This is a genomic window from Nocardioides proteolyticus (assembly GCF_051280635.3).
Classification (GTDB): Bacteria; Actinomycetota; Actinomycetes; order Propionibacteriales; family Nocardioidaceae; genus Nocardioides.
Genome location: NZ_JBNBPO030000019.1, coordinates 26083 through 43199, shown reverse-complemented (window position 1 = coordinate 43199; position 17117 = coordinate 26083). Strand labels below are relative to the sequence as shown.

The window sequence follows — 17117 nt, the reverse complement described above, 5'->3', positions numbered from 1 at the left end:
ACCGACGAGGCGCCTCGGGAACCGTTGCGCCGGCGGAGAGTCAGGGCGCGGATGTCGTCAGGGCAGATGCCGGAAGCCATGCCACCGCGACGATGACCGGTAGCCCGAGGGCGACGGCCAGCCAGCGCACCGTGGCGGTGCGACACAAGAAGACGACCATGGCGACGACGCCCGCGGCACACGCCGCGCCGAGCGGAAGCACGACGAAGGCGATCGCTCGCGTGACCTCGGGATCGCTAGTGTAGCCGAGGTAGGGATCGCGCTCCAGCGCGTACAGCGCGATGCACCAGACACACATCGCCGTGGTGAGTGCAGCGATCGATCCAGCCACCGCGCCGCCGGCTGTCGTCAACCCTGCCTTCGGGCCCATTGCCAAGCCCGTCTTCGGTCGCACGGCCACGCGCCCACGCTAGTCCGCCGTTCTAGGATCGGCCCGTGCCCGACCGCATCATGTTCGTCCAGCTGAAGACCGGGTACGACGCCGACCGCGGCCCGGCGTGGATCGCGCGCGTCACGTTCACGAGGAGCTGGCGAACGGCGTACTTCCGGGGCCGCACCCTGCGGCGGGTGACCGGCACTGCGCGGGCCAATCACGACGGCAACTTCGTCGACGTCGAGACGGGCGAGGGGTTCTGGATCTCCGGTCCCAAGCGGGACCGGACGGATGCGCGTTACTCGAGCGCACAGCCCCAGGTGGATCCTGACGTCAGGGCGGAGTACGAGTCGTTCCTGTCCGGCGCGCGGCTGCCGGGACAGTAACGTCCTCAGCGACCTCCGACCACCGCCAGCGCGAGCCGGCAACCGCGCTCGAGGTCGGCGCGGTCGCCGTACAGCTGGAAGCGGGCGTTGCCGGCGTCGAGGTAGGCGTCGATCCGGAAGGCGTCGTCCACCGGGTCCGGCGCGCCGGCGGCGCGGAGGTCCGCCTCGAGCAGGTCGAGCCACTCGCGCTTGAGCCGGCGTACGGCGTCGGCCACGGGGCCCTCGCGGTGGCCGTACTCGACCGACGTGCTGGCCAGGAAGCACCCGCCCGGAAAGACGGCCGAGTGCAGGTAGCCGCGCCAGGCCTGGAGGATCGCCGTCAGCCGCTCGCGGCCGGGCGTGACGTCCCAGGCGGGGCCGATGACGTGCTCCTGGTAGATCCGGCGCGCCTCCGCGACGGCGGCCACCTGGATCGCCTCTCGGTTGCCGAAGACGGTGAGGATGCCGCTCTTGCTGATGCCGGTGGCCTCGGCGAGGCCGCCGACGCTGATCGAGTCGAGCCCGCGGACCGTGGCCACCATCGCCGCCTCCCGCGCCACCTTGCGGCGGGTGGCGTCGCCGCGGAGGCGGCGGCCGTCGGTCGTGCCGGTCGCGGTGGTCATGCAGATCACTATACGACCGACTGGACGCAAAGCGGGAGGAGGCCTACGCTGGCGAACTATACGACCGATCGCACGCACACTTGCTGAGGAGCCCCGATGACCGCGACCGTCTCACCCGAGACCGCGACCAGCAGCACGCCCGCCGATGCCGGCCCAGGGGTCGTGGTGCGCCAGCGCGTCCACCTCGACGACCTCGACGGCTACGGGATGCTCTACCACGCCCGGTTCGCCACGTTCTTCGACAACGCCGTCCAGGACTTCTGGTACGACGCCGGGTGGCGGCTGCGGCCCGAGGAGACGGTGCTCGTGATCCGCGACCTCCAGCTCACCTACCACCGGCCGGTGCTGGGCGTCGGCGACATCGACGTGCACTTCTGGGTCGACCGCGCAGGGACGACCAGCGTGACCTATCGGTTCCGGGTGCTCTCCCCCGACCACGCGACGGTGCACGCAGAGGGCCACCGCGTGGTCGTCTTCCTCGACGGGCAGACGCTGCGGCCGACGCCGATCCCGGCCGAGATCTGGGCCAAGGCAGCGCCGCTGCTGGCCCCCGGGGTGGCGCGTCCGGCCGCCTAGGGAACCACGGCGACTAGGCGGACTTCTTCTTCTTCGTCTCGCGCAGCACCAGGGTCGGCGGGACCTCCTCGTCGACGGTCTCCCGCGTGACGACGACCTTCTCCACGTCGCCCCGGCTCGGGACGTCGTACATCACGTGGAGGAGGACCTCCTCGATGATGGCCCGCAGGCCGCGGGCGCCGGTGCCGCGCTCGAGCGCCTTGTCGGCGATCCCCTGCACGGCGTCGTCGGTGAACTCCAGCTCGACGCCGTCGAGCTCGAAGAGCTTCTTGTACTGCTTGACCAGGGCGTTGCGCGGCTCGGTCAGGATCTGCACGAGGGCGTCCTGGTCGAGCGGGCTGACGCTCGCGATCAGCGGCAGCCGGCCGATGAACTCCGGGATCAGGCCGAACTTGGTGAGGTCCTCCGGACGCACCTGGGCGAGCAGGTCCTCGGCCTTGCGCTCGGCCTCGCCGCGGGGCTCGGCGGTGAAGCCGAGGGACTTCTTGCCGACCCGCTGCTCGATGATGTGCTCCAGCCCGGCGAACGCGCCGCCCACCACGAACAGGATGTTCGTGGTGTCGATCTGGATGAACTCCTGGTGCGGGTGCTTGCGGCCGCCCTGGGGCGGGACGGAGGCGGTGGTGCCCTCGATGATCTTCAGCAGGGCCTGCTGCACGCCCTCGCCGGAGACGTCGCGGGTGATCGACGGGTTCTCCGCCTTGCGGGCGACCTTGTCGATCTCGTCGATGTAGATGATCCCGGTCTCGGCCTTCTTGACGTCGTAGTCGGCGGCCTGGATCAGCTTGAGGAGGATGTTCTCGACGTCCTCGCCGACGTAGCCGGCCTCGGTCAGCGCCGTCGCGTCGGCGATGGCGAACGGGACGTTCAGCATCCGCGCGAGCGTCTGGGCCAGGTAGGTCTTGCCGCAGCCGGTCGGGCCGATCACCAGGATGTTGGACTTGGCGACCTCGACCACCTCGTCCTTGCTGTGCTTGCCCGACGCGCCGCCGACCGCCTGCACGCCGGCCTGGACGCGCTTGTAGTGGTTGTAGACCGCGACCGCGAGGGACTTCTTCGCCTGCTCCTGACCGATGACGTAGGAGTTCAGGAACTCGAAGATCTCCTTCGGCTTCGGGAGGTCGGCCAGCTCGACGTCCGAGCCCTCGGCCAGCTCCTCCTCGATGATCTCGTTGCAGAGGTCGATGCACTCGTCGCAGATGTAGACACCCGGACCAGCGATGAGCTTCTTGACCTGCTTCTGGCTCTTGCCGCAGAACGAGCACTTCAACAGGTCGCCACCGTCACCGATGCGTGCCACGGATCCTCCTCACGTGTGAACTCCCCGACGGTACCCCCTGCCACGCCCACGACGGGGCGTGACACGAGGAGTACGTCGGGCGGCTCATCGGGTGTTGCTGGTCAGGCGAGCGCCGGGGTCTTCAGCGACTCCAGCACGGAGTCGATCAGGCCGTACTCGATGGCGCCCTGCGCGGTCAGGATCTTGTCGCGCTCGATGTCGCGGCTGACCTCCTCGATCGGCTTGCCGGAGTGGTCGCTGATCATCTTCTCGAGCATCTCGCGCATCCGGAGGATCTCGTTGGCCTGGATCTCGATGTCCGAGGTCTGGCCGAAGGTGCCCTCGGTGTAGGGCTGGTGGATCAGGATCCGGCTGTTGGGCAGCGCCAGCCGCTTGCCCTTCGCGCCCGCGGCGAGCAGGACGGCGGCCGCCGACGCGGCCTGGCCGATGCAGACCGTCTGCACGTCGGGCTTGATGAACTGGATCGTGTCGTAGATCGCGGTCAGCGCGGTGAACGAGCCACCGGGACTGTTGATGTAGATGCTGATGTCCTGGTCGGGGTTCATCGACTGCAGGCACAGCAGCTGCGCGATGACCGCGTTGGCGACGTCGTCGGAGATCGGCGTGCCGAGGTAGATGATGCGGTCCTCGAAGAGCTTGGCGTAGGGGTCGATCCGGCGGAAGCCGTAGGAGGTCCGCTCTTCCCACTGCGGGATGTAGTAGTTCATGCCCAGTCCTTCCCGTCAGTCCTTCTTGTGGGCCGGACGACCCTCGTCGGAGGCTTCCTTCGCGCTCGCGATCACCTTGTCGACCAGGCCGTACTCGCGGGCCTCGTCGGCGGTGAACCAGCGGTCGCGGTCGGCGTCGGCGGTGACCTGCTCGACGCTCTGGCCGGTGTGCTGGGCGATCAGGTCGAGGAGCACCTGCTTGATGTGCAGCGACTGCTGCGCCTGGATCTTGATGTCGGAGGCCGAGCCGCCCATCCCGGAGGAGGGCTGGTGCATCATGATCCGCGCGTGCGGCAGGGCGTAGCGCTTGCCCTTGGCGCCGGCGCAGAGCAGGAACTGGCCCATCGAGGCGGCGAGGCCCATGCCGACCGTCGCCACGTCGTTGGGGATGTAGTTCATCGTGTCGTAGATCGCCATGCCGGCGTCCACCGAGCCGCCCGGGCTGTTGATGTGGAGGAAGATGTCGGCCTCGGGGTCCTCCGCCGAGAGCAGGAGGAGCTGCGCGCAGATCGCGTTCGCGTTCTGGTCGCGCACCTCGGAGCCGAGGAAGACGATCCGCTCGCGGAGCAGCCGGCTGTAGATGTTGTCGTCGAGGAAGTTGATCCCCCCGGCTCCGTTCATCTGAGGGCCGCTCGAGGCAGTGAGCTGGGGGCCACCGGGAAACTGAGTCACGCGGGTGACAGTAGCCGTCCCGGGGGACAGATCCACGCGATAACCGCCGCTGTTCGCCGACAGCAGATTTGTCCCCTCCGACCGTCGGATCCTGCTCGGCGGAGCCGGGCCCTCAGGCCAGCCAGCGCGCCAGGGCCGCGTGCACCTCGGGGTGGTTGAGGAGGCCGAAGTGGTCGGTGCGGCCGACGTGGAGCACCTCGGCACCCGGGAACAGCTCCCTGCCCCGGCGGTCGCGGCCGACCGCGGAGCGGGGAGTGACGAGCAGGTCGCCGACCGCGCGCGCCAGCGGGTGGCGCGGTGACCGGGTCAGGGTGGCGGACACCAGCCGGTAGCGGGCGTGGGCCAGCGGCGCGACGTCCTCAGCGAGGCCCTCGATGAGGTCGTGGATGCCGGGCGCCTGCCGGTCGATGATCCGGCCGAACGCGGCCACCTCCGGCAGCCGGGCGAAGGTGCGGCTCGTGTGGTCCGCGCCGACCGCGAACCAGGAGCCGAGGTGCGGCGTGCCCAGGGTGACCACGTCGGTGACCTTCCCGGTCCACGCGGCCGGCGCGTCGCCGTCGGCCATCACGGCCGAGGACGCGCGCATCACCAGGCCACCGAGCGAGTGGCCCACGAGCGCGATCCGGCTGACCTCGGTCGGCCACACGTCGGTCAGCCGCTGCAGCAGCGACGCGAGGATGACGCCGTTCTCGCGCAGCGGCAGCCCGGTGTTGGCCCGCAGGTAGACCGGTGTCCAGCCGCGTCGCGACAGCATCTCGCCGTACGTCGAGCCGGTCCGGTCGCGGTGCAGGCGCCAGTAGTCCTCGTTCTCGCACAGGCCGTGGAGGAAGACGACCACCTGCCCGGTGGCGCCGGGGAACGCCTCGGCGACCTCGCCCCTGGTCAGCGCGACGTCGCGCCCGTCGCGCCGCACGCCCATCTCGATCGCCAGCCGGGGCCGGTCGCGGCGCAGCTCGTCACCGATCAGCCCGTTCACGGCGGCGTTCACGAACCGCCCGCGGGGGCTGTCCTCCAGCCGGGGCCCGACGCCGGTCTCGGCGAGCCGGGAGAGCCCCTTGCTCGCGCCGCGGAACGACAGGCCCAGGGCGCCGTAGACGGTCGCCGCGATGCCCTTGTGCAGCGTCTCCGCGGGCAGCCCGCCGGCCCCGACGCCGCGGCGCGCGACGGTGTGGAGCCGGTCGCCGATGGCGGTGTGGGTGTCGCGTGCGGTGGCGACGACCAGGTCGTCGGCCACGCCGGCGAGGAGGGCGAGCGCGTCGACCAGGGTCGGCTCCTGCTTCATGGAGCCGATCCTAGCCATTCAGTGCACACTCGTGCACTGAGGTGTCCGTGCGGGGCTCAGTCCTCGTCGGCGACGAGCTCGGCGGGCGCGTTGACCGGCGCCTCCTCGTCGGAGTCGGCCTCGTCCGGCGCGTCCTCGCCGATCGAGCCGTCGCCGCGCAGGTTCTTCAGCTCCACGGCGTTGCCGGAGGCGTCGGTGACGGTCGCACCCTCGACCAGCTGCTGCAGCGCCTTGCCGCGGCGGATCTCCTGCACCAGGTCCGGCACGTGGTTGTGCTCGAACATGTGGTTGACGAACTCCTGCGGGTCCTGACCGGACTGCTGCGCGCGGCGGATCATGTGCTGCGTCAGCTCGGACTGGTCGACGCCCATCTCCTCCTTGTCCGCGATCTCGTCGAGCAGGAACTGCGCGGCGATGGCGTCGCGGACCCGACGCTCGAGGTCGGCCTCGAACTCCTCCTGGGTCTGCCCCTCGTCCTCGAGGTACTTCTCCAGGGTCATCCCGGCCATCATCAGCTGCTGCTCGACGTTCTGTCGGCGGGCGTTGAGCTCCTCGGTGACCATGGTCTCCGGGAGGGGGATCTCGACCTTCTCCAGCAGCGACTCGAGCACCGCGTCGCGGGCCGCGGAGGCCTGTTCGAGGCGCTTGCCGCGGGTCAGCCGCTCGCGGACGTCGGCGCGCAGCTCCTCCAGGGTGTCGAACTCGGAGGCCTCCTGGGCGAAGTCGTCGTCGAGCTCCGGCAGCTCCTGCTCCTGCACCTGCTTGACGGTGACCTTGACGTCGACGTCCTGGCCGACCAGGTCGCCGCTGACGAGCTGGGTGGTGAAGGTCTTGTCCTCGCCGGCGGCGGTGCCGGTCAGCGCCTCGTCGAGGCCGTCGATCATGCCGCCGCTGCCGACCTTGTAGGAGAAGTCGGAGATCTCGGCGCCGTTGACGACCTCGCCGTCCTTGGTGGCGACGAGGTCGATCACGACGAAGTCGCCGTCCTGGGCGGGGCGCTCGACGTCGATGAGGGTGCCGAACCGCTCGCGCATGGCCTCGAGCTGCTCGTCGACGTCGGCGTCGGAGACCTCCAGGTCGTCGACGGTCGCCTCGAGCCCGTCGTACGACGGCAGCTCGATCTCCGGCTTGACGTCCACCTCGGCGGTGAACTCGAGGCCGTCGTTGTCCTCGAACTTGGTGACCTCGATCTCCGGCTGCGCCAGGGGGGTCAGGGAGTTCTCGGTCAGCGCCTCGACGTAGGCCTTGGGGAGCACCTCGTTGACGGCCTCGTCGAGCACCACGCCGCGACCGACCTGGCGGTCGATGACCTGCGGCGGCACCTTCCCGCGGCGGAAGCCGGGGACGTTGATCTGCTTGGCGATCTTCTGGTACGCCGCGTCGAGGCTCGGCTTGAGCTCCTCGAAGGGCACCTCGACGGTCAGCTTGGCCCGGGTCGGGCTCAAGGTCTCGACGGCGCTCTTCACAGGTGTTCTCCTACTTGTCGGTGATGGTGATGCGTCGGGGCGACAGGACTCGAACCTGCGGTCTCCTGCTCCCAAAGCAGGCGCGCTAGCCACTACGCTACGCCCCGTCGAGCGGCCTGCCACTGGCCACAGGCCGCGCTCCGAGGGGATGACGGGAATCGAACCCGCGTAGCCAGTTTGGAAGACTGGGGCTCTACCATTGAGCTACATCCCCGCGCCCCTCGGCGCGCCCGCGGGCACGCCGATTCGCACGTGTCATCGTGCCACATGGCCCGCGGCTCCTCGTAACCGGCGCCGCGACCAGACGGCGCTACGGGCGGCGGTGCACGACCAGGAGGGCCCGGTCGTCGTCGGGCGACCCGACCGCGGCGACCAGCCGGTCGGCGAGGCCGTCCCACGAGTGGCGCAGCAGCGACTCGGCCGCGCCCAGCATGTGGTCGACGCCCAGGTCGATGTCGCGCCGCGGCTCCTCGACCATCCCGTCGGTGTAGAGCAGCAGGCTGTCGCCGGGTCCGAGCCGGCCGCGCACGCAGTCGAACTCGACGTCGTCGACGATGCCCAGCACCGGGCCGGAGGTGCGCAGCAGCTCCCAGCGGCCCGAGCCGGCGTGCCGCTGCACCGGCGGCGGGTGCCCCGCGCCGCGCAGCTCGAAGGCCCCGGTCGCCAGGTCCACCGAGAGGTGGACGGCGGTGGCGAAGCCCTCCTCCCAGGCGCGCTGGAGCAGGTAGTCGTTGGCGGCAGGCAGGAACTGCCCGGGCGGCAGCGCCCCCAGCAGACCACCCATCGCGCCGGAGAGCTGCAGCGCCCGGGTGCCGGCCGCCTCGCCCTTGCCGGAGACGTCGACGACCGCCAGCTCGAGCCGGCGGCCGCGCTCGCGGGTGGTCGCCACCAGGAAGTCGCCGGCGAAGGGCGACCCCCCGGCCGACGACAGCGCCGACTCCACCAGCCAGCCCTTCGGCAGCTCCGGGATCTGGCCCTGGGCGAGGATCCGGTCGCGGAGGTCGACGAGCATCGACTCCCGCGCGCGGGAGCCGATGCCGATCGGGCTGCGCGTCAGGCTGATGGCCAGCACCGCCAGGCACAGCAGCGACAGCAGCGCGATCGCCGTCAGGGTCCGCGTCGTGAAGGCGGGCTCGCTGACCGCGGCGACGACCGTCGCCACCGCCACCAGCAGGGCCAGCAGCGTGAGCCGCCGCGGGCCGAGGGTGATCGCGCCCAGCAGCAGCGGCACGTTGAGGCTCGTGAACGGGAACGTGCCGGGGGCCAGGACGATGCCGACGATCGCGGCGACCACCAGCCCGGACAGGACCAGGAGGATGAGGTTCTCGACCCCCTGGTGGCCCAGGCGCCGGAGCTGGGTCATCGCGCGGCCCCGGCCCGGCCGGCGCGCGACCGGAAGACCGGCTGGCACCGGCTGCACCAGAACAGGTTGCGACCTGCCAGCACCTGGGTGCGCACGGGCCGCCCGCAGACATGGCAGGGCTGGCCGGTCCGGCGGTAGACGTAGACCTCTCCCCCGTGGTCGTCGACCCGCGGCGGCCGGCCCATCGCCTCCGGCGTGTGCTCGGGACGCACCGTGTCGATCCGCCCGGTGCGCACACCCTCAGCCATCAGCACGACGAGATCGTCCCAGATCGCGCGCCACTGTGCGGCCCGAAGCGTACGGCCCGGGCGCAACGGATGGATCCGGTGCCGGAAGAGCACCTCGGCCCGGTAGACGTTGCCGACGCCGGCGAGCACCGACTGGTCCATCAGCAGCGTCCCGATCGGTGACGCGCTGCGCCGGACCCGCTCCCAGGCCCGTGCCGGGTCGGCGTCGGACCGCAGCGGGTCCGGGCCGGTCCTGGCCACGACGGCGGCCCGCTCGGCCGCGGTGACCAGCGCGCACGTCGTCGCCCCGCGCAGGTCCGCGTAGCCGGCCGGCCGGTCGGCCCGGGCCGGGCGCACCAGGCGCAGCCGCACCTGGCCCACGGGGTCGGGGACGGCCGGCACGGCGTCGTACACGTCGAAGGTGCCGTAGAGACCGAGATGGACGTGGACGAAGCGGTCCTCGTCGAACCGGAGGAAGAGCTGCTTGCCCCAGGCGTCGGCGTCGAGCAGCCGGGCGCCGTCGAGGCGTGCGGCCGACTCGGCGAACCGTCCCTGCGGGCTCCCCACCCGCACGTGCTCGCCGCCGAAGACCTCGGTGAGGGAGTCCGCCAGGCGGTGGAGGGTGTGCCCCTCAGGCATCGCCCCGCCGTAGCGCGGACTCCGGCAGGGGCGGCAGCTCGCCGCTCGCCTCGTACGACGCCAGCTGGCCGATCCGCCGGACGTGGCGCTCGTCGCCGGGGAACGGCGTGGCGAGGAAGACCTCGACCAGCCGGGTCATCTCCTCCAGGCTGTGCATCCGGCCACCGACCGCGACCACCCAGGCGTCGTTGTGCTCGCGGGCGAGCCGGGCCGTCTCCTCCGACCAGGCCAGCGCCGCCCGGACGCCCTTGACCTTGTTGGCGGCGATCTGCTCGCCGTTGCCCGAGCCGCCGATGACCACGCCGAGGCTGTCGAGACCGGCGTCGCGGTCGGTCACGACCCCCTCCGCCGCGCGCAGGCAGAAGACGGGGTAGTCGTCGAGGGCGTCGTAGACGAAGGGACCGTGGTCGACCGGCTCGTAGCCGTGCTCGGTCAGCCAGTCGATGAGGTGGGACTTGAGCTCGAGGCCGGCGTGGTCGCAGCCGAGGTGGACGCGCATGGGCGGGGTGGTGCCTTTCGAGTGGATGGTGGTGCGAGTGAGCGGTGTCGGCTCAGGCCTGGTGCAGGCGGCGGGCCGCCTCGGCGATCGAGCCGCTGATCGACGGATACACCGTGAAGGTGCCGGCGAGCTGGTCGGCGGTCATCCGCTCGGTGACCGCGATCGCGAGCGGATGGATCAGCTCCGAGGCGCGGGGTCCCACCACGACGCCGCCCAGCACGCTGCGCGAGGCCGGGTTGACGAAGAGCTTCACGAAGCCGTCGTGGATGCCCTGCATCTTCGCCCGGGCGTTGGTCGCCAGCGGCTGCACGACGACGTCGGCGGCGAGCCGGCCGGCGTCGACCTGCTGCTGGGTGACGCCGACGGTCGCGATCTCCGGGGAGGTGAACACGTTGGAGGACACCTCGCTGAGGTCCAGCGGCTGCACCGCGTCGCCGAGGAAGTGCCACATCGCGATCCGTCCCTGCATCGCGGCGACGGAGGCGAGCATCAGGACGCCGGTGCAGTCGCCGGCGGCGTAGACACCGCGGGCGGTGGTGCGGGAGACCCGGTCGACCTCGACGAAGCCGCCGTCGGTCAGCGCGACGCCGGCCTCCTCGAGCCCGATCCCGGTCGTGTTGGGCACCGACCCGAGCGCGAGGATGCAGTGCGACCCCTCGACCTGGCGGCCGTCGACGAGGGCGACGGTCACCGCGTCGCCGTTGCGGGTCACCGACTGCATCCGGGACCGCGAGAGCACGGTCATGCCGCGCCGCTTGAGGACGTCCTCGAGCACCTGGGCGGCGTCGGCGTCCTCGCCGGGCAGCACCCGGTCGCGCGAGGAGACGAGGGTGACCGGGATGCCGAGCGACTGGTAGGCGCTGGCGAACTCCGCCCCGGTGACGCCGGACCCCACGACGATCATGTGCTCGGGCGTCCGGTCGAGGTCGTAGACCTGCTCCCAGGTCAGGATCCGCTCGCCGTCCGGCTGCGCGGTCGGCAGGGTCCGCGGCGCGGCTCCCGTCGCCACGAGCACCGCGTCGGCGTCGTACGACGCCTCGGAGCCGTCGGCGCACGCGACGGCCACCCGGGAGGGACCGTCGAGGCGACCGCGGCCGCGGACGACCGTGACGCCCTCCCGCGCGAGCCGCCCCTCGATGTCGGCGGACTGGGCGAGCGCCAGGCTCTTGACCCGCTGGTTGATCCGGTGGAGGTCGACGCCGGGGCGGTCGACGAGGATGCCGAGCTCGCCGGCCTCGCTGAGGTCGGTCATCACCTCGGCCGTCGCGATCAGCGTCTTGCTCGGCACGCAGTCGGTGAGCACCGCCGACCCCCCGACCCCGTCGGAGTCGACCACGACGACCTCCGCGCCCAGCTGCGCCGCCACCAGGGCGGACTCGTAGCCGCCCGGGCCGCCGCCCACGATCACGACTCGGGTCACGGTCACTCCTTCGCTCGCGCGGTCGCGGCCGGCCTCAGAGGTTGATCATGTGGCCGGCGATGCCGTGCACGGCTTCCTTCATCGCCTCCGACAGCGTCGGGTGGGCGAAGATGTTGCGCGCGACCTCGTCGGCGGTGAGGTCCCACTGCTGGGCCAGCGTCAGCGCGGGCAGCAGCTCGGTCACCTCCGGACCGATCATGTGGGCGCCGAGGAGCTCGTTGTGCTCGGCGTCGGCGACGATCTTGACGAAGCCCACGCCCTCGGCCATGCCGCGCGCCTTGCCGTTGGCCGAGAACGGGAACGAGGCCGTCTTCACGTCGAAGCCCTTCTCCTTGGCCTGCTGCTCGCTGTAGCCGAAGGAAGCGATCTGCGGCTGACAGAAGGTCGCCCGCGGGATCATGTCGAAGTCGATCTCCATGGTCTCCGCGCCGCCGATGGTCTCGGCGGCGACCACGCCCATCGCCTCCGCGGTGTGCGCGAGCATCAGCTTGCCGGTGCAGTCGCCGATGGCCCAGACGCCGTCGACGCTGGTGCGGCCACGGGCGTCGACCGCGATCGCGCCGCGCTCGGTGAGCTCGACGCCGGTGTTCTCCAGGCCGTAGCCCTCCACCCGGGGCGCGAAGCCGAACGCCGCGAGGAACTTGTCCGCCTCGAGCACCTGCTCCTCACCGCCGTCGGCGGGGGCGACCGTCACCTTGACGCCCGACCCGGTGTCCTCGACGCCCTTCACCGCGGTGGAGGTGAGCACCTTGACGCCCAGCTTCTTGTACTGGCGGGCGAGCTCCTTGGACACGTCGGCGTCCTCGGTGGGGACCATCCGGTCCAGGAACTCGACGATGGTGACGTCGACCCCGAAGTTCTTCATCACGTAGGCGAACTCGACGCCGATCGCGCCCGACCCGCCGATGACCACCGACCCGGGCAGCTTCTCGTCGAGGATCTGCTCCTCGTAGGAGACGATGTTGCGGCCGTTGAGCTCCACGCCCGGCACGGTGCGCACCGTCGCGCCGGTCGCGATGATCAGGTCGTCGCAGGTGTGCGCCGTGACGTCGCCGTTGTCGTCCTGGACGTCGACCGCCTTCGGACCGGTCAGCGTGCCCCACCCGTTGATCTCGGTGATCTTGTTCTTCTTCATCAGGTAGTGCACGCCCTTGGCACTGGCCTCGGCCACCCCGCGGCTGCGCTTGTGGGTGGCGGCGAAGTCCATCGTGGCGTCGCCGGAGATCCCGAAGGTGCTCTTCTCGTGCGTGATGATGTGGGCGATCTCCGCGTTGCGCAGGAGCGCCTTGGACGGGATGCACCCGACGTTGAGGCAGACGCCTCCCCAGTACTTCTTCTCGATCACGGCAACGGACTTGCCGAGCTGCGCGGCACGGATGGCGGCGACGTACCCACCGGGGCCGGCACCGAGGACGAGGACATCGAAGTGGGTCACGGAGCCAGCCTAGTTCTCGCGCGCGAACCCGAGGGAGCGCGGGGTCCTTGTGGCCCAGGTCACGACGAGGCAGAGTTCTGCTCACCCTCGGGTGCGGTCGCGCATGGGGCACGGCCGGCCCGGCGACCAAGGAGATGCTCCCGATGTCTCGGATCCCCGGATACGCACTCGCCTGCGCCCTCGCGGTGGCAGCACTGGTCCACGTCCCGCCGTCGGCGGCGCAGACCCAGCCGGACGCGCACGGCTCCGCCTCGCTGGTCGACGTGATCGTCACCCTCGAGCCGTCCGCCGACCCGGCGCGGGTCGCCGACGCCCTGGTCAGCCGCCGGGGCGGGCTGGTCACCCACGTCTACGAGCACGCGCTCAACGGGTTCGCCGCGACCCTGACCGACGCGCTGCTGGGCCTGCTGCGCAGCGACGCGCGCGTCGCCGCCGTCGAGCTCGACCGCACGATGCGGGCGAGCGACACGCAGACCCCCACCCCGAGCTGGGGCCTGGACCGGGTCGACCAGCGCGACCTGCCCCTCGACGGCTCGTACGGCTACGAGCGGACCGGCGCGGGCGTCGACGTCTACGTCGTCGACACCGGGATCCTCACCACCCATCCCGACTTCGGCGGGCGCGCCGTGCACGGCACCGACACCGTCGACGGCGACGGCGACGCCACCGACTGCAACGGCCACGGCACCCACGTCGCGGGGACCGTCGGCGGCGCGTCGTACGGCATGGCGAAGCAGGCGCGGCTGATCGGCGTGCGCGTCCTCGACTGCGGAGGCTCGGGCGCCACGTCGGGCGTGATCGCGGGCCTGGACTGGGTGGCCGCCCACCACCGCGCGGGCTCCCCCGCCGTGGCCAACATGAGCCTCGGAGGCGGCGCCTCCACGGCGCTCGACGCGGCCGTGCGTCGAGTGATCGACGACGGGGTGAGCATGGCCGTGGCCGCGGGCAACGAGAACGCCGACGCCTGCACCCGCTCTCCCGCCCGCGTCGGCGAGGCGCTGACCGTCGGGGCCAGCGACCGCAGCGACGCGCGGGCGAGCTTCTCCAACCGCGGCACCTGCGTCGACCTGTTCGCTCCGGGGGTGCAGATCACCTCGGCCTGGCTGGCCGACCGCAGCGACACGATCAGCGGCACCTCGATGGCCTCCCCGCACGTCGCGGCGGCGGCCGCGCTGCACCTGTCCGGCGACCCCGGCGCGTCGCCGGCCGAGGTGAGCTCGGCGATCCTCGCCGCGACGACCAAGGACAAGGTCACCAACACCGCCCGCACCTGCCTGCTGCTCGTGCTGTGCCAGCCGGCGACCCCCAACAACGACCTGCTCTACACCGGGCGCTGACCGGCGGCGGCGTGCGACGTCCCGGCGCCGGCTACCACTAGCCTGTCGCCGTGACGTCGTACGCCGCCTACGGGACCAACCTCGATCCCGTCCGGATGAGCGAGCGGTGCCCGCACTCCCCGCTCCGTGCCACCGGATGGCTCCCCGGCTGGCGGCTGACGTTCGGCGGCGAGGAGCACGGCTGGGACGGCGCCCTGGCGACGATCGTCCAGGACCCCTTCGAGCAGGTCTTCGTCGCCGTGTACGACGTGAGCCCGCTCGACGAGCCGCACCTCGACGGGTGGGAGGCGGCCGACAGCGGGCTCTACCGCAAGACGAAGGTGCGGGTGTCGACGATGGCCGGCGAGGTCGTCGCCTGGACCTACGTGCTGGACGCCTACGAGGGCGGGCTGCCCTCGGCGTCGTACCTCGGCGTGCTGGCCGATGCCGCCGAGGCGGCCGACGCCCCGGTCGACTACGTCGCGGCGCTGCGGGCGCGGCCGTGCCGGTCGACCGGCCTGTAACCCGTTCCAGTTCCGGGTCGTTGTGCCGGTCATGCGTCCCTCCCTCCCCCTGCCCCGGCTCGCCGCGGTCGGCACCGCGGCCGCCGCCCTCGCGCTCGCGGTGACCGCCACGACGGCGCCGCCCGCTCCCTCCGCGCCGGCCGCCGCGTCCGACGCGTCCGCCGCGGCCCCGGCCGCCGCAACCGCCCGGCAGGCGCCGGCCCCCGGCCTGCGCGACGTGATGTGGGTGGGCAACAACTGGGCCGGCACCGCCAGCATCGTGGACACCAGGACGTTCGAGGTGCTCAAGCGCGGCGTCAACCTGATCCCGGACAAGTCCCAGGAGCTCTCCGCCATCCTCACCAACCCGGTGCGGCTGGCGTTCTACCTCGCGATCCAGCAGGGACCGGGCGAGGGCCACGACCAGTACGTCGACGACATGTTCACCACCGCGGACGGCCGCTACCTCGCCGTGTCGCGACCCAGCTTCGCCGACGTGGTCTGGATCGACATCGCGAAGGCGACCGCGGGGCGCACCGACTCGATCGTCCGCGAGCAGCCGATGGACGGCCACCGCAGCGACCACATGGCCCTCTCCCCCGACGGCCGCCGGCTGCTGGTGTCGGACTCCACCGAGCGCCAGGTCATCGAGTTCTCCATGGTCGACGAGACCCTGCCGGACGGCCGGGTGGTGAGGATGGGCGACCGGCTGCGCACCTTCACCTCGGGCGAGACGCCGCACGAGTCGAACTACTCCAAGCGCGGCGACCGGGTCTACCACGCCTCGATCGGGTTGGTGTACACCCCGGGCGACCACCCGCTGCTCGACCCGCTCAAGGGCGACCGGTGGTTCCAGGTCGTCAACGAGCCCGACTTCTCCGTCGCCAGCCGGTGGGGCATCGGCCACGAGCTGAAGGAGGCGGGCTACCCGCGGATGAGCAGCGCCGTGCGGCCGATGGCCGTCGCTCCCGGCGAGCGCTTTCTCTACTTCCAGGTGTCGTTCTTCCACGGCCTGGTCGAGTTCGACACGCAGGCCCCCGACATCAACGGGACGACCGACTACACCCTGGGCGGCGTGGCCGAGCCGAGCCACGGGGCCGTCACGCGGGTGATTCCGCTGCCCAACCGGGTGCCCAACATGCTCCGCGAGCAGTACGTCAACGACTCGGCCCACCACGGCCTGTCGATCAACAAGGACGGCACCAAGCTCTGCGTCGCGGGCACCATGGACGACTACGCCGCGATCGTCGACCGCGCCACCGGCCGCTACACGATCCTCGACGAGCAGACCACGGGCCACACCTACCTCAAGCCGTACTGGACGACCGAGGGGCCGCGCGACACCTGCTGGATCTCGCTGTCCGAGAGCGACGCCGTGGCCGTGGTCGACCCGGCGACCGGCAAGGAGCTCGCCTACCTGGCCGTCGGCGACCACCCGCAGCGGGTCCGTCACGGCTACGTGCCGGAGAGCGTCATCGCCGGGTGGTGACCCGGCTAGGCTCCGGCTCGTGACCGAGTCGCCCTCGCCGTACGCCCTGGCCGAACAGGCCGCCGCCCGCCTCGCGGAGCTGACGGGCGTGGCCCGTCACGACATCGCCCTGGTGCTCGGGTCGGGCTGGCTCCCGGCCGCCGAGGCGCTGGACCCGACCGGCACCCACACGACCGAGCTGGACGTCACGGACCTGCCCGGGTTCTCCGCCGCGGCCGTGGCGGGCCACGCCGGCAAGGTGCGGTCCATCCGGCTGCCCGGCGAGGGCGGCGACCGCAACCTGCTCGTCTTCCTGAGCCGCACCCACTACTACGAGGGCCGGGGTGTCGAGTCGGTCGTCCACGGTGTGCGTACGGCGGCCGCGGCCGGCTGCCATGCGATCGTGCTCACCAACGGCTGCGGCGGCCTCAAGGACACCTGGCAGCCGGGACAGCCGGTGCTGATCAGCGACCACATCAACCTGACCGGTCGCTCGCCGATCGTCGGGCCGCGGTTCGTCGACCTCACCGACCTCTACTCCCAGCGACTGCGGGAGCTGTGCCGCACGGTCGACGCGTCGCTCGACGAGGGCGTCTACGTGCAGTTCCCCGGACCCCACTACGAGACCCCGGCCGAGATCGGCATGGTGCGCGCGATCGGCGGGCACCTGGTCGGGATGAGCACGACCCTGGAGGCGATCGCCGCCCGCGAGGCCGGGATGGAGGTCCTCGGCATCAGCCTGGTGACCAACCTCGCCGCCGGCATCAGCGGCGAGCCGCTCGACCATGCCGAGGTGCTGGAGGCCGGACGAGCGGCAGCCACCCGGATGGGCGAGCTGCTCAGCCGGGTGGTGCCGCTCGTCTGAGGCCTGGACCGGCCGCGC

The 17117-nt window shown here is 71.6% G+C and carries 18 protein-coding genes and 2 tRNA genes; 6 read left to right on the top strand and 14 right to left on the bottom strand.

Annotated features, from left to right (window positions below):
• Positions 1-40 precede the first annotated feature (40 nt).
• Positions 41-400 (bottom strand): hypothetical protein, encoded by a 360-nt coding sequence (locus tag ACPOLA_RS12545; protein WP_435770777.1) that lies wholly within the window; start codon positions 398-400, stop codon positions 41-43.
• Between the two features lie 35 nt (positions 401-435).
• Here ACPOLA_RS12545 and ACPOLA_RS12540 point away from each other — a divergent pair, with 35 nt between their 5' ends.
• The gene (locus ACPOLA_RS12540; protein ID WP_435770776.1) at positions 436-759 is read left to right on the top strand and encodes a hypothetical protein; all 324 of its coding nucleotides are present in this window, start codon (positions 436-438) and stop codon (positions 757-759) included.
• A 5-nt stretch (positions 760-764) separates the two neighbouring features.
• Here ACPOLA_RS12540 and ACPOLA_RS12535 read toward each other — a convergent pair whose 3' ends face one another.
• Entirely contained in the window at positions 765-1361 is a 597-nt protein-coding gene (locus ACPOLA_RS12535; protein WP_435770775.1) for a TetR/AcrR family transcriptional regulator, read from the bottom strand.
• A gap of 96 nt (positions 1362-1457) precedes the next feature.
• On the opposite strand from ACPOLA_RS12535, the gene ACPOLA_RS12530 reads away from it, so the two are divergent.
• Positions 1458-1937: an acyl-CoA thioesterase gene (locus tag ACPOLA_RS12530; RefSeq protein WP_435770774.1), complete on the top strand. Its 480-nt coding sequence runs from the start codon at positions 1458-1460 to the stop codon at positions 1935-1937.
• A gap of 13 nt (positions 1938-1950) precedes the next feature.
• On the opposite strand, the gene clpX is transcribed toward ACPOLA_RS12530, so the two are convergent.
• The 12 genes from clpX to lpdA form a co-directional block, all read right to left on the bottom strand.
• Complete coding sequence (gene clpX, locus ACPOLA_RS12525) at positions 1951-3237, bottom strand: ATP-dependent Clp protease ATP-binding subunit ClpX (RefSeq protein ID WP_435770773.1); 1287 nt, start codon at positions 3235-3237, stop codon at positions 1951-1953.
• A gap of 101 nt (positions 3238-3338) precedes the next feature.
• Positions 3339-3944: an ATP-dependent Clp protease proteolytic subunit gene (locus tag ACPOLA_RS12520; RefSeq protein WP_435770772.1), complete on the bottom strand. Its 606-nt coding sequence runs from the start codon at positions 3942-3944 to the stop codon at positions 3339-3341.
• Positions 3945-3959: 15 nt separating this feature from the next.
• On the bottom strand, positions 3960-4565 hold the full coding sequence (locus tag ACPOLA_RS12515) for an ATP-dependent Clp protease proteolytic subunit (protein ID WP_435770771.1): 606 nt from the start codon (positions 4563-4565) through the stop codon (positions 3960-3962).
• Positions 4566-4728: 163 nt separating this feature from the next.
• Positions 4729-5898: an esterase/lipase family protein gene (locus tag ACPOLA_RS12510; RefSeq protein ID WP_435770770.1), complete on the bottom strand. Its 1170-nt coding sequence runs from the start codon at positions 5896-5898 to the stop codon at positions 4729-4731.
• 56 nt (positions 5899-5954) lie between these two features.
• Positions 5955-7364 carry a trigger factor gene (gene tig, locus ACPOLA_RS12505; protein WP_435770769.1) on the bottom strand — a complete coding sequence of 470 codons (1410 nt, stop codon included), beginning with the start codon at positions 7362-7364 and terminating at the stop codon, positions 5955-5957.
• Between the two features lie 34 nt (positions 7365-7398).
• Positions 7399-7471 (bottom strand) — tRNA-Pro (locus tag ACPOLA_RS12500).
• 36 nt (positions 7472-7507) lie between these two features.
• Positions 7508-7578, bottom strand: a tRNA-Gly gene (locus ACPOLA_RS12495).
• A gap of 96 nt (positions 7579-7674) precedes the next feature.
• Entirely contained in the window at positions 7675-8727 is a 1053-nt protein-coding gene (locus tag ACPOLA_RS12490) for a PP2C family protein-serine/threonine phosphatase (RefSeq protein ID WP_435770768.1), read from the bottom strand.
• Complete coding sequence (locus ACPOLA_RS12485) at positions 8724-9593, bottom strand: Fpg/Nei family DNA glycosylase (RefSeq protein WP_435770767.1); 870 nt, start codon at positions 9591-9593, stop codon at positions 8724-8726. Before ACPOLA_RS12485 ends, ACPOLA_RS12490 begins: the two co-directional genes overlap by 4 nt.
• Positions 9586-10092, bottom strand: coding sequence for a ribose-5-phosphate isomerase (locus ACPOLA_RS12480; RefSeq protein ID WP_435770766.1), 507 nt, complete (start codon positions 10090-10092; stop codon positions 9586-9588). The genes ACPOLA_RS12485 and ACPOLA_RS12480 overlap by 8 nt, the downstream gene beginning before the upstream one ends.
• 52 nt (positions 10093-10144) lie before the next feature.
• A complete protein-coding gene (locus ACPOLA_RS12475; protein ID WP_435770765.1) occupies positions 10145-11512 on the bottom strand; it encodes an NAD(P)H-quinone dehydrogenase in 1368 nt (455 codons plus the stop codon).
• 34 nt (positions 11513-11546) lie between these two features.
• Positions 11547-12947 (bottom strand): dihydrolipoyl dehydrogenase, encoded by a 1401-nt coding sequence (gene lpdA / locus ACPOLA_RS12470; RefSeq protein ID WP_435770764.1) that lies wholly within the window; start codon positions 12945-12947, stop codon positions 11547-11549.
• A 143-nt stretch (positions 12948-13090) separates the two neighbouring features.
• Between lpdA and ACPOLA_RS12465 the strand changes: the two genes are divergently transcribed.
• The 4 genes from ACPOLA_RS12465 to ACPOLA_RS12450 are packed head-to-tail and all read left to right on the top strand — an operon-like array spanning position 13091 to position 17099.
• Positions 13091-14284, top strand: coding sequence for a S8 family peptidase (locus ACPOLA_RS12465; RefSeq protein WP_435770763.1), 1194 nt, complete (start codon positions 13091-13093; stop codon positions 14282-14284).
• A 50-nt stretch (positions 14285-14334) separates the two neighbouring features.
• Positions 14335-14787 (top strand): gamma-glutamylcyclotransferase, encoded by a 453-nt coding sequence (locus tag ACPOLA_RS12460; protein WP_435770762.1) that lies wholly within the window; start codon positions 14335-14337, stop codon positions 14785-14787.
• A gap of 31 nt (positions 14788-14818) precedes the next feature.
• Positions 14819-16255, top strand: coding sequence for a YncE family protein (locus ACPOLA_RS12455; RefSeq protein WP_435770761.1), 1437 nt, complete (start codon positions 14819-14821; stop codon positions 16253-16255).
• Positions 16256-16274: 19 nt separating this feature from the next.
• Positions 16275-17099 carry a purine-nucleoside phosphorylase gene (locus ACPOLA_RS12450; protein ID WP_435770760.1) on the top strand — a complete coding sequence of 275 codons (825 nt, stop codon included), beginning with the start codon at positions 16275-16277 and terminating at the stop codon, positions 17097-17099.
• Positions 17100-17117 lie beyond the last annotated feature (18 nt).

Coding starts and splice junctions, on each gene's coding strand:
- ACPOLA_RS12535 (WP_435770775.1), bottom strand. CDS start 1,361: ATGACCACCGCGACCGGCACGACCGACGGCCGCCGCCTCCGCGGCGAC.
- ACPOLA_RS12530 (WP_435770774.1), top strand. CDS start 1,458: ATGACCGCGACCGTCTCACCCGAGACCGCGACCAGCAGCACGCCCGCC.
- ACPOLA_RS12520 (WP_435770772.1), bottom strand. CDS start 3,944: ATGAACTACTACATCCCGCAGTGGGAAGAGCGGACCTCCTACGGCTTC.
- ACPOLA_RS12515 (WP_435770771.1), bottom strand. CDS start 4,565: ATGAACGGAGCCGGGGGGATCAACTTCCTCGACGACAACATCTACAGC.
- ACPOLA_RS12510 (WP_435770770.1), bottom strand. CDS start 5,898: ATGAAGCAGGAGCCGACCCTGGTCGACGCGCTCGCCCTCCTCGCCGGC.
- ACPOLA_RS12490 (WP_435770768.1), bottom strand. CDS start 8,727: ATGACCCAGCTCCGGCGCCTGGGCCACCAGGGGGTCGAGAACCTCATC.
- ACPOLA_RS12485 (WP_435770767.1), bottom strand. CDS start 9,593: ATGCCTGAGGGGCACACCCTCCACCGCCTGGCGGACTCCCTCACCGAG.
- ACPOLA_RS12480 (WP_435770766.1), bottom strand. CDS start 10,092: ATGCGCGTCCACCTCGGCTGCGACCACGCCGGCCTCGAGCTCAAGTCC.
- ACPOLA_RS12465 (WP_435770763.1), top strand. CDS start 13,091: ATGTCTCGGATCCCCGGATACGCACTCGCCTGCGCCCTCGCGGTGGCA.
- ACPOLA_RS12455 (WP_435770761.1), top strand. CDS start 14,819: ATGCGTCCCTCCCTCCCCCTGCCCCGGCTCGCCGCGGTCGGCACCGCG.